The organism is Spiribacter onubensis, from assembly GCF_040838425.1.
Taxonomy (GTDB): domain Bacteria; phylum Pseudomonadota; class Gammaproteobacteria; order Nitrococcales; family Nitrococcaceae; genus Spiribacter; species Spiribacter onubensis.
This window is the reverse complement of sequence record NZ_JBAKFI010000001.1, coordinates 422399-433931: the sequence shown is the minus strand read 5'-3', so window position 1 is coordinate 433931 and position 11533 is coordinate 422399. Positions and strand designations below refer to the sequence as shown.

General features: G+C 63.9%; 10 protein-coding genes. 7 read left to right on the top strand and 3 right to left on the bottom strand.

Going from position 1 to position 11533, the window contains the following annotated elements; all coding sequences use genetic code 11:
- The first annotated feature begins 192 nt into the window (after positions 1 to 192).
- Complete coding sequence (locus V6X63_RS02155) at positions 193 to 504, top strand: H-NS histone family protein (RefSeq protein ID WP_367966956.1); 312 nt, start codon at positions 193 to 195, stop codon at positions 502 to 504.
- Positions 505 to 534: 30 nt separating this feature from the next.
- Here V6X63_RS02155 and V6X63_RS02150 read toward each other — a convergent pair whose 3' ends face one another.
- The 3 genes from V6X63_RS02150 to V6X63_RS02140 are packed head-to-tail and all read right to left on the bottom strand — an operon-like array spanning position 535 to position 3617.
- Positions 535 to 1872, bottom strand: a complete 1338-nt coding sequence (locus V6X63_RS02150) for a nicotinate phosphoribosyltransferase (protein WP_367966955.1) — start codon at positions 1870 to 1872, stop codon at positions 535 to 537.
- Between the two features lie 13 nt (positions 1873 to 1885).
- Complete coding sequence (locus tag V6X63_RS02145; protein WP_367966954.1) at positions 1886 to 2677, bottom strand: ABC transporter permease; 792 nt, start codon at positions 2675 to 2677, stop codon at positions 1886 to 1888.
- Position 2678: 1 nt separating this feature from the next.
- The gene (locus V6X63_RS02140; RefSeq protein ID WP_367966953.1) at positions 2679 to 3617 is read right to left on the bottom strand and encodes an ABC transporter ATP-binding protein; all 939 of its coding nucleotides are present in this window, start codon (positions 3615 to 3617) and stop codon (positions 2679 to 2681) included.
- 217 nt (positions 3618 to 3834) lie between these two features.
- On the opposite strand from V6X63_RS02140, the gene carA reads away from it, so the two are divergent.
- From carA to ftsH, 6 genes are read left to right on the top strand one after another with little or no spacing between them, the layout of a single operon-like run.
- Positions 3835 to 4977 (top strand): glutamine-hydrolyzing carbamoyl-phosphate synthase small subunit, encoded by a 1143-nt coding sequence (carA, locus tag V6X63_RS02135; RefSeq protein WP_367977997.1) that lies wholly within the window; start codon positions 3835 to 3837, stop codon positions 4975 to 4977.
- A gap of 31 nt (positions 4978 to 5008) precedes the next feature.
- A complete protein-coding gene (carB, locus tag V6X63_RS02130) occupies positions 5009 to 8227 on the top strand; it encodes a carbamoyl-phosphate synthase large subunit (protein WP_367966951.1) in 3219 nt (1072 codons plus the stop codon).
- Positions 8224 to 8700, top strand: coding sequence for a transcription elongation factor GreA (gene greA / locus V6X63_RS02125; RefSeq protein WP_367966950.1), 477 nt, complete (start codon positions 8224 to 8226; stop codon positions 8698 to 8700). The genes carB and greA overlap by 4 nt, the downstream gene beginning before the upstream one ends.
- On the top strand, positions 8672 to 8929 hold the full coding sequence (locus tag V6X63_RS02120) for a hypothetical protein (protein WP_367966949.1): 258 nt from the start codon (positions 8672 to 8674) through the stop codon (positions 8927 to 8929). Before greA ends, V6X63_RS02120 begins: the two co-directional genes overlap by 29 nt.
- A 3-nt stretch (positions 8930 to 8932) precedes the next feature.
- Positions 8933 to 9556 (top strand): 23S rRNA (uridine(2552)-2'-O)-methyltransferase RlmE, encoded by a 624-nt coding sequence (rlmE, locus tag V6X63_RS02115; protein ID WP_367977996.1) that lies wholly within the window; start codon positions 8933 to 8935, stop codon positions 9554 to 9556.
- 45 nt (positions 9557 to 9601) lie between these two features.
- Positions 9602 to 11527: an ATP-dependent zinc metalloprotease FtsH gene (ftsH, locus tag V6X63_RS02110; RefSeq protein WP_367966947.1), complete on the top strand. Its 1926-nt coding sequence runs from the start codon at positions 9602 to 9604 to the stop codon at positions 11525 to 11527.
- Positions 11528 to 11533 lie beyond the last annotated feature (6 nt).

Sequence of the window (11533 nt, the reverse complement as noted above, 5' to 3'; positions counted from 1 at the left end):
GCAGAGAGGGCGGACGGCATTGCGTGGCCTCTTATTCAAAAGTCTTAATTATATCATTCCTTCGTGATTAACAGACGCCCGAGAAACCCTTTAGATATCAAGAGATGTAGTAAATGGGGCTGTTTTCTCTTGAGTGATGGATTATATTGGTGGATGTGAAAAGGCGATCATTGAGTATTTGAAGAGGAAACTATGGATCTTTCCAATTACACGACCGAAGAGCTGAATCAGCTAAAGAAAGATATCGACCGTGAAGTGCAGGGGCGTCGCAAGGAAGATGCCCGGAAAGCGCAGCAGGAACTCAAGCAGGTTGCGGAGCGGTATGGTTTTACCCTGAGCGATCTTGTCGGCGGTCAGCCTGCCAAGGCACGGGCCAAAGGCAAGGTCCGCTTCCAGCACCCCAGCGACTCGGGCAAGACCTGGTCGGGTCGTGGCCGCAAGCCGGGCTGGGTGAAGGAGTGGGAGGCGAGTGGCCGGTCCCTGGAGGAACTCCGGGTCGACTGAATACCTCGTCCCTGGCGGTCCGCCGCGGTTCTAGTGGCGGGCCGCCAGCTCGGTCCGCAGGCGCTTGAGTCCCTCCGAGAGCCTCACCGGGTATTGAGCGGGCTTCCTTAGCGCGCAGACATCCGGCGGAAGCAGGGACAGCTGCCTGGCACAGCGGTCTCTGGCCTGCTCCAGATCAGTGGCGCCGGCATCGCCGGTTCGCCGCCCCGCCGCCATCACCTCCTTGAGCAAGGGCGCTCCACGGAGTGATTCGCTCGTCAGGCCAAGGGTATCCCCGGCCATCGCACCGGCGGAGTCGAATTGCCGGAAGACCTGTTTGCGCCCGGGCAGATCCGTCTTGCCCTTCGAATGCTTGCCCCGCGGCTTGTCCCGGAAGTAATGCAGTTTGTAGGCGGAATCGAGAAAAGGGACGTCTGCCGAGGTATCGACGTTGGATCCGACGCCCACGCCATCAATGGGTACATCCCCGGAAAGCAGGGATTCGATGCGGTATTCATCAAGTCCGCCACTGACGATGATCCGCGTGTCCGCGAGTCCGCCTTGATCGAGGATCTCCCGTGTCATGCGGGCGTTGGCGGCGAGGTCGCCGCTGTCGATGCGTACGCCATGGACCGGGATGCCCTCGTCGGCCAGACGGCCGGCGACTTCCACCACCCGTTCGGCGCCGCGACGCACGTCATAGGTATCGATCAGCAGCACCACGTTATCCGGGTGGCTGCGCGCAAAGCGCTCGAACGCCTCGATCTCGCTGTCGTGGGCCAGCACGAACGCATGCGCCATTGTTCCGGTGGGCGGGATCCCGTAGCGCGCACTGCCCAGGCACGTGGCGGTGGCGGCAAAGCCGGCCATATAGCAGGCACGGGCGGCCCAGGTGCCGGCCTCCCCGCCATGGGCCCGGCGCATGCCGAAATCGATGACCGGCGTGTCGCCGGCGGCAAGCCGACAGCGGGCGGCCTTGCTGGCGATCAGCGTCTGGTAGTGGAGGATGTTCATCAACCGCGATTCGATGAACTGCGCCTCCGGCAGGGGGGCGACGATCTGCACGAGTGGCTCCTCCGCGAAGAACACCGAGCCCTCGTCAAGCGCGAGTACCCGCCCGGTAAAGCGGAAGTCCGCCATGCAATCGACGAACGTGTCCGAGAACAGTCCGGTCTCTCGCATCCACTCGAGCTCCTGCGGCTTGAACCGCATCTGCTCCAGCCAGTCCAGGCCCTGCTGCAGTCCCGCGGCGACGAAAAATCCGCGCTGCGGCGACTCCCGCATGAAGAGCTCAAACACCGCCTCTTCCGTCATCCCATGCTCGTAATACGTCTGGAGCATGGTGAGTTCGTAGAGGTCGGTCAGAAGCGGTGTACGTTCCAGGTTCATTCTTGTTGCTCTGTCAGCTGCGGAGCCCGGTCCCGCGGCGCAGCAGCCAGAGGCTGAGTGCCGTACCGGCGGCGATGAAGCCAAGGATCAGCGTATAGGCTGTCGCGAGAGGTATGTCCGAGCTGCCGAGGATGCCATAACGGAAGGCATTGACCATATACAGGATCGGGTTTGCCATCGACAGTGTCTGCCAGAAGTCGGGCAGCATGGAGATGGAGTAGAACACTCCCCCGAGATAGGTCAGCGGCGTGAGTATGAAGGTGGGGACGATGGCGATGTCGTCGAACTTCTTCGCGAAGACGCCATTGATAAAGCCGCCGATGGAGAACAGAACCGCGGTCAGGAAAACCACTGAAATGGTCACGGGGATGTTGTGGATGTGCAGATCGGCGAAAAAGGTCGCGATGACGGTGACGATCAGGCCCGTAAAGAGCCCTCGGCCGACACCGCCGGCCACATAGCCCGCGAGAATGACGTAATTGGGGGTGGGAGAAACCAGTAATTCCTCAATATGGCGCTGGAACTTCGCGCCGAAGAAAGACGAGACGACATTCGTGTACGAGTTGGTGATCACCGACATCATGATGATGCCCGGGGCGATGTACTCCATGAAGCTGTAGCCGTCCATCGGGCCGACGCGTGAGCCGATGAGACTGCCAAAGATGATGAAATAAAGCGTCATCGTGATCGCTGGCGGCACCAGCGTCTGCACCCAGATCCGCAGGTAACGGTGGGTCTCCTTCCAGGCCAGCGTCTGGAGGGCGGTCAGGGTCTGCCGTGGGTAGGCGGGATAGAGTGCTGCCATGTCATGCGGTCTCTGGCTGGGCGTCGTGCCTGCGATCGCCGAGCATGCGGACGAAGAGCTCCTCGAGGCGGTTGGACTTGTTCTTCATGCTGGTGACCTGGACGCCGGTCGCATTCAGTTGGGTGAACAGGTCGGTCAGGGTCTGGTCGCCACGCACCTCCACCTCGAGGGTGCGCTCATCGACCGGGACGACATAGAAGTCCCGGAAATCCGGCAGGCTGCCCACCGGCGAGGCGATGTCGAGCAGGAAGCTCTGGCTCTTGAGTTTGGCGAGCAGCGAGCGGACGTCCGTATTCTCGATGATCCGCCCGCCATCGATAATGCCGATGCTGCGGCACAGGGACTCGGCCTCTTCGAGATAATGCGTGGTGAGGATGATGGTGGTGCCCCGCTCGTTCATCTGCCGCAGGAATGCCCACATGGAGCGCCGGAGCTCGATATCGACGCCGGCCGTGGGCTCGTCGAGGATCAGCAGCCGTGGTTCGTGGATGAGGGCGCGGGCGATCATCAGGCGCCGCTTCATGCCACCGGAGAGCGAGCGTGACGTGGCGTTGCGCTTGCCCCAGAGGTCGAGTTCGCGCAGATACCGCTCCGCTCGTTCATGAGCGGTATGGCGGTCGATGCCGTAATAGCCGGCCTGGTTGATCACGATCTGGCTGACGGTCTCGAACTGATTGAAGTTGAACTCCTGCGGGACGAGGCCGATGTTCGACTTCGCTTCCCATGGGTCGGCGATGATGTCGTGACCGAAGACACTGACATGGCCGGCGCTGGGGCGGACGAGCGACGAGACGATGCCGATGATGGTGGTCTTGCCGGCGCCGTTGGGTCCGAGCAGGCCGAAGAAGTCGCCGGGCATCACTTCCAGATTGATGTCCTGCAACGCGGTGACGCCGCCAGGATACGTCTTGTTCAACTGGCGCAGGGAAAGCGCATTCATTTCGTGTAAACCGGATTGATGGATCGCCGGACAGCGATCAAAAACGACAACGTTAGCCCCTTTGACCTCGGCCGCGCAAGGGACCGCGCGGGTGCGCCCCGTTCGCCCATCCAGTGGACACTAGAACGCGCTCGGGCGTAGAATTCCGCGGTTGAGACAGCCGACGGGAGGGCTTCTGCGGAACCCTCCCGTTTTTGCGAGCAGATGGGGTGAATGCGTGACCGACACGGCAATTCTGGCACTCGAGGATGGTTCGGTTTTCAGGGGGCGGGCACTCGGTGCCAATGGCCAGACAGCCGGTGAAGTCTGCTTCAACACGGCGATGACCGGATATCAGGAAATCTGTACCGATCCGTCCTATTTCGGGCAGATGGTCACGCTGACCTATCCGCACATCGGCAATACCGGGGCCAACCGGCTCGACGAAGAGTCTGACGGGCCGAAGCTCTCCGGGTTGATCATCCGGGACGCGCCGATCCGCATGAGCAACTGGCGTGCCCAGGAGACGCTGCCCGACTATCTGGCGCGTCACGGCATCGTCGGGATCTGCGATATCGATACCCGGCGGCTGACCCGGCTGCTCCGCGAGAAGGGTGCCCAGAACGGCTGCATCATTGCCGGACGGCATCCGGATGCCGACGAGGCGGTGGCGGTCGCCCGCGCTCATCCGGCGCTGACCGGCCGCGACCTCGTCCAGGAGGTGTCCACGCCCGAGTCGTACGAGTGGCGTCTGGGAACCTGGGCGCTGGAGCGCGGCGAGCAGGAGGGGGAGCCACGGTCGGATGCGGCTCTGCGCTGGCATGTGGTGGCCTACGATTTCGGGGTCAAGCGCAACATCCTGCGGATGCTGGTCGACAGCGGCTGCCATGTGACCGTCGTGCCGGCCCGGACGCCAGCCGAGGACGTGCTGGCGATGCGGCCGGATGGCGTGTTCCTCTCCAATGGCCCGGGGGATCCCGAACCACTCAGCTACGCCATTGAGGCAACACAGCGCCTGCTGGCAGAGGCGGTGCCCGTATTCGGCATCTGCCTGGGACATCAGCTGCTCGGGCTCGCCGCCGGGGCGGGCAGCCTGAAAATGAAGTTCGGCCATCATGGCGCCAATCATCCGGTGCTCGATCTCGACAGCGGTCGGGTGATGATCTCGAGCCAGAATCATGGGTTCGCCATCGATGCCGACACGCTCCCGCGGAATGTCCGGGTCATGAACCGGTCGCTGTTCGACGGCACGCTCCAGGGCATCCACCTCACGGATGCGCCGGCATTCAGTTTCCAGGGACACCCGGAAGCCAGTCCGGGGCCGCATGACGTCGCTCCGCTGTTCTCTCGCTTCGTCGATTTGATGGCCGCCCGTCAGTAGGCGGCCTGACTCACCAGGTGGTTTTACCAACATGCCCAAGCGCACCGACATCCAGAGCATCCTGATCATCGGCGCCGGGCCGATCGTCATCGGCCAGGCCTGCGAGTTCGACTACTCCGGCGCACAGGCCTGCAAGGCCCTGCGCGAGGAGGGTTATCGGGTCATCCTGGTCAACTCCAACCCGGCCACCATCATGACCGATCCGGAGATGGCCGACGCGGTCTACATCGAGCCGATCCAGTGGCAGACGGTGGCCAGCATCATCGAGCGCGAGCGGCCTGACGTCGTGCTGCCCACCATGGGCGGGCAGACCGCGCTCAACTGCGCCCTCGATCTCGACCGTCACGGTGTCCTCGAGCGGTACGGCGTCGAGATGATCGGTGCGACCAAGGCGGCCATCGACATGGCGGAAGACCGCGAGGCGTTCCGTCAGGCCATGGCGCGTATCGGACTGGATACGCCGGCCGCGCGCATCGCGCACAGCATGGAGGAGGCCAACGCCGCGCAGCGGGAAATCGGTTTCCCCACGATCATCCGGCCGTCTTTCACGCTGGGTGGCAGCGGCGGCGGCATCGCCTACAACGCCGAGGAATTCGCCGAGATCTGTGAGCGTGGTCTCGATCTCTCGCCCACCAACGAGCTGCTGATCGAGGAGTCGGTGCTCGGCTGGAAGGAATTCGAGATGGAAGTGGTGCGCGATCGGGCCGACAACTCGATCATCATCTGCGCCATCGAGAACCTGGATCCGATGGGCGTGCACACCGGGGATTCCATTACGGTGGCGCCGGCCCAGACGCTCACGGACAAGGAATACCAGATCATGCGCGATGCCTCGCTGGCGGTCCTGCGCGAGATCGGGGTGGAGACGGGCGGCTCCAATGTGCAGTTCGCCGTCAACCCGGATAACGGACGGCTGGTGGTCATCGAGATGAACCCGCGGGTGTCGCGCTCCTCGGCGCTGGCCTCCAAGGCCACCGGCTTCCCGATCGCCAAGGTCGCCGCCAAGCTGGCGGTTGGCTATACCCTGGACGAGCTGCGTAACGAGATAACCGGCGGGCGTACACCGGCCTCCTTCGAGCCGAGTATCGACTACGTCGTCACCAAGATCCCGCGCTTCACCTTCGAGAAGTTCATGCGCACCAAACCGGTGCTGACCACGCAGATGAAGTCCGTTGGCGAGGTGATGGCCATTGGCCGGAACTTCCAGGAATCCCTCCAGAAAGCGCTACGTGGCCTGGAGAACGGGCTCGAGGGGCTCGATCCTCGAGTGGCGCCGGGTCCGGAGGCGCTGGAGCGGGTGGTGCAGGAGCTGCGTCAGCCCGGCCCCGAGCGGTTGCTCTGGGTGGCGGACGGGTTCCGTGCCGGCCTCGACCTCGACAGTCTGTTCGGCCACACCTGGATAGATCCCTGGTTCCTGGCGCAGATCGGCGATCTGGTGGAGCGCGAGCAGGCGCTTGCCGGGGCGGCGCTTGAGGACCTCGACGCCGGGCGCCTGCGTGAGCTCAAACGCAGCGGGTTCTCCGATGCGCGACTGGCGCGTCTGCTCGGGGTGGATGAGCATGCCGTGCGGAGGCGGCGACATGCCGAGGCCATCCGCCCGGTCTACAAGCGCGTCGACTCCTGTGCGGCGGAGTTCGCGACGGCCACGGCCTACATGTACTCCACCTACGACGAAGAGGACGAGGCCGAGCCGACGGATCGCCGGAAGATCATGATCCTCGGTGGCGGTCCGAACCGTATCGGCCAGGGCATCGAATTCGACTACTGCTGCGTCCATGCCGCCCTCGCGCTGCGCGATGACGGCTATGAGACCATCATGGTCAACTGTAATCCGGAGACGGTTTCCACCGACTACGACACCTCGGACCGGCTCTACTTCGAGCCCCTGACGCTGGAAGACGTCCTCGAGATCGTCAGCACGGAGCGGCCTGATGGCATCGTCATCCAGTATGGTGGGCAGACACCCCTCAAGCTGGCCCGGAATCTCGAGGCTTTTGGCGCGCCCATCATCGGGACGACGCCCGACTCCATCGACCTTGCCGAGGATCGCCAGCGGTTCCAGGGGCTGATCAACGATGCCGGTCTGCAGCAGCCGCCGAATCGCACGGCGAGCAGCGCCGACGAGGCCTTCCGTCTGGCCGGCGAGATCGGCTATCCGCTGGTGGTGCGGCCATCCTACGTGCTCGGTGGCCGGGCGATGGAGATCGTCTACCAGGAATCGGAGCTCGCCCAGTACATGAACGAGGCGGTGAAGGTGTCCAACGAGTCCCCCGTCCTGCTCGATCGATTCCTTGACGACGCCATTGAGGTGGACGTGGACGCCATATGTGATGGCCGGGATGTGCTGATCGGCGGGATCATGGAGCATATCGAACAGGCCGGTGTGCATTCGGGCGATTCCGCCTGTTCGCTGCCGCCCTACAGCCTGGCTCCCCAGGTCGGTGATCGCCTGCGCGACCAGATGCGCGAGATGGCGCTGCGTCTGGGCGTAGTAGGACTGATGAACGCACAGTTCGCGATCAAAGGGGATGAGATCTTCGTTCTCGAGGTCAATCCCCGTGCCTCGCGGACGGTGCCTTTCGTCTCCAAGGCGACTGGTCTGCCCCTGGCCAAGATCGCCGCACGCTGCATGGTGGGTCGGACGCTCGCGGATCAGGGCTGTACCCGCGAACGGGTGCCGCCGAGCTATTCGGTCAAGGAGGCGGTGTTTCCATTCATCAAGTTCCCGGGGGTGGACCCGATCCTGGGCCCGGAGATGAAGTCCACCGGCGAAGTCATGGGTATCGGGCCGGTCTTCGGTGAGGCGTATGCCAAGTCACAGCTCGCCGCCGGGGTCGAGCTGCCGCGCGGCGGGCGGGTTTTCATCAGTGTCCGCGATGCCGACAAGCCGGCGGTGGCGGCCATCGGGCGTGACCTGGCCCGCAAGGGCTTCGAGCTGGTGGCCACCGGTGGCACCGCTGCCGTGCTGCGCGAGGCCGGTATCGACTGCGACCTGATCAACAAGGTGGTTGAGGGCCGTCCGCATATCGTGGACGCCATCAAGAACGGCGAGATCGACCTCATCATCAATACCACGGAAGGCCGTCAGGCCATCGCTGATTCCTTCTCCATCCGCCGTGAGGCGTTGCATCACAAGATCTGCTATACGACCACGATCGCGGGTGCACGGGCGACCGGCCAGGCACTGGATTATCTCGAGTCGGAGGATGTGCGCTCGCTTCAGGATCTGCACAAGGAGGCCAGGGCATGAGCAAGACACCGTTGACCGTACGCGGGGCCGAACAGCTGCGGGACGAACTCAATCGGCTCAAGACCGAGGACCGACCGCGAGTGATCAACGCCATCGCCGAGGCGAGGGCCCACGGCGATCTCAAGGAAAACGCCGAGTATCATGCCGCCCGTGAGCAGCAGGGCTTCATTGAAGGCCGGATTGCCGAAATCGAATCCAAGCTCTCCAATGCCCAGGTCATCGATGTCACCACGCTGCCGGCGACCGGCAAGGTGGTGTTCGGCGTCACCGTGGTGCTGGCGGACGAAGAGGACGGCAGTGAAAAGACCTATCAGATCGTCGGCGAGGATGAGGCGGACATCAAGTCGGGCCGGATATCGGTTCAGTCGCCCATTGCCCGCGCCCTGATCGGCAAGGAAGAGGGGGAGGTCGTGGATGTCCAGGCCCCGGGAGGACAGCGCGCCTATGAAATCGTCGAGGTCCGGTACGAATAATCGCGGGCTTGAACGGCTGGACGCGGTCAAGATCGAGCTGGCCGTCGTCCTCGGCCTCGCCGTGGGCATGCTGCTGGTGGTCTGGCGGCTTGATGCCGGGCATTGGGTGGAACTTGGGCTGCTGGCGATGACGGGATTTGTGGCCGGCGGCTGGCTTGCCTGGCGCACGCGGGGCGTGATTCGTGGTGTCGGTGCCCGGGACGGGAGCACCGGGGCCGGGGAGGACTGAGTCATGGCCCGCAGTCGCGGCAGCCGTCGCTGGCTGGATGAACACTTCAGCGACCCGTATGTGCGCGAGGCCCAGCGTCGTGGTCTGCGATCCCGGGCGGTATTCAAGCTTGAGGAGATCGACGGGCGCGATCGTCTGCTGGCCGCCGGTCAGTGCGTCGTCGACCTGGGGGCCGCCCCCGGCGGCTGGAGTGAATATGCCGCCAGTCGCGTCGGTGAGCGTGGGCGCGTGATCGCCATTGATCTGCTGGAGATGACGCCGCCGCCTGGTGTGATCGCCCTGCAGGCGGATTTCGCGGCCGACGAGGGGCTGGCGCGGCTGGATGCCGCCCTCGAGGGGCAGGCGGTTGACCTTGTACTGTCCGACATGGCCCCCAATCTCTCCGGTCAGAAGGCGATTGATCAGCCGCGCTCGATGCTGCTCGCCGAACTGGCGCTGGATTTTTGCGGCGATCGTCTGAAACCCGGTGGCGCACTGCTGGTCAAAGTCTTCCAGGGGCAGGGTTTCGATGCGCTGCTTGGTGAGATGCGCCGGCGCTTCGATCGGGTGCAGAGCCGCAAGCCCCGCGCTTCCCGCGACAGGAGTCGCGAAGTCTACCTGCTGGCCCGTGGCTTTCGGGCAGTGTAGGGTGCACAGTCAAACGACGATTTGAGGTAAGCCGTCTTGAACGACATGGCCAAGAACCTGATTCTCTGGGTGGTCATCGCCGTCGTGCTGATGTCCGTTTTCAGCAACTTCCAGAACCAGGGCACTACGGCCCAGGAAGTGCCGTATTCACAGTTCCTGAGTGAGGTCGACAGCGGCCGGATCGACTCGGTCACCATGAAGGGCCCGGTGATCAGAGGGACGCGCTCCGACGGGTCGAATTTCAGCACCTACAGCCCGGAGACGGACAATAACGCGCTGATCGGTCAGCTCATGGACAACGGTGTCCAGATTCGTGCCGAGGAGCCGGAAGGCCGCAGCATGCTGCTGCAGATCCTCATCTCCTGGTTCCCGTTCCTGCTGCTCATCGGCGTGTGGATCTACTTCATGCGCCAGATGCAGGGTGGCGGCGGCGGCCGCGGCGCGATGTCCTTCGGCAAGAGCCGGGCCAAGATGATGTCCGACGAACAGGTCAAGGTGACTTTCAAGGACGTCGCCGGCGTCGAGGAGGCCAAGCAGGACGTCGTCGAGCTGGTGGAATTTCTGCGTGACCCGTCCAAGTTCCAGCGGCTGGGCGGCACCATTCCGCGTGGCGTGCTCATGGTCGGCCCGCCCGGAACGGGTAAGACGCTGCTGGCGAAGGCCATCGCCGGCGAGGCGCGCGTGCCTTTCTTCAGTATCTCCGGTTCCGATTTCGTCGAGATGTTCGTCGGTGTGGGCGCGTCCCGCGTGCGGGACATGTTCGCCCAGGCCAAGAAACAGGCGCCCTGCATCATCTTCATCGATGAGCTCGACGCCGTCGGCCGCCAGCGTGGCGCCGGACTCGGGGGTGGTCACGACGAGCGCGAGCAGACGCTCAACCAGATGCTGGTCGAGATGGACGGCTTCGAGGGCAGCGAGGGCATCATCGTCATCGCTGCCACCAACCGACCCGACGTGCTCGATCCCGCCCTGCTGCGTCCGGGACGTTTCGACCGCCAGGTGGTGGTGCCGCTGCCTGACGTCCGCGGCCGCGAGCAGATCCTGCGGGTGCATATGAACAAGACCCCGCTCGCCGACGATGTCGACGCCAGGATCATCGCCCGCGGTTGTCCCGGCTTCTCCGGTGCGGACCTGGCGAATCTCGTGAACGAGGCGGCCCTGTTCGCGGCACGGCGGAACAAGCGCGTCGTCGATCAGCGTGACTTCGAGGATGCCAAGGACAAGATCCTCATGGGCGCCGAGCGCAAGTCCATGGTCATGACCGAGGACGAGAAGCGTCTGACCGCCTACCACGAGGCGGGGCATGCCATCGTCGGTCTGAAGGTCCCGGAGCATGATCCGGTGCATAAGGTCACGATCATCCCGCGGGGCCGTGCCCTGGGTGTCACCATGTTCCTGCCGGAAGAGGACCGCTACAGCTATACGAAGCAGCGCCTGAACAGCTCCATCTGCGGGTTGTTTGGCGGGCGGATCGCGGAAGAAATGATCTTCGGCGCCGAGCGGGTCACGACCGGTGCCCAGAACGACATCCAGCGCGTGACGGAGATCGCCCGCAACATGGTCACCAAGTGGGGGCTCTCCGACAGGATGGGGCCGCTGGCCTATGGCGAGGACGAGGGCGAAGTGTTCCTCGGTCACCAGGTCACCCAGCACAAGACGATCTCTGATGAAACGGCGCACTCCATCGACGAAGAGGTGCGGCGGATTGTCGAGGAGAACTACGCCGAGGCGAAGCGTGTGCTCGAGGAGAACACCGATGTCCTGCACGCCATGGCCGATGCGCTGATGAAGTTCGAGACGATCGATCGCGATCAGATCGATGACATCATGAACGGACGTCCGCCGCGGCCGCCTCAGGAGAACGGCCGGCCCTCCGGGACCGCTACGAGCGGCGAATCCGGTGCGACGGATGACGCCGCCTCGGGCGACGAGCAGGGTGGCGACATAGGCAAGCCTGCCAGCGAGCATTAGCCCCGG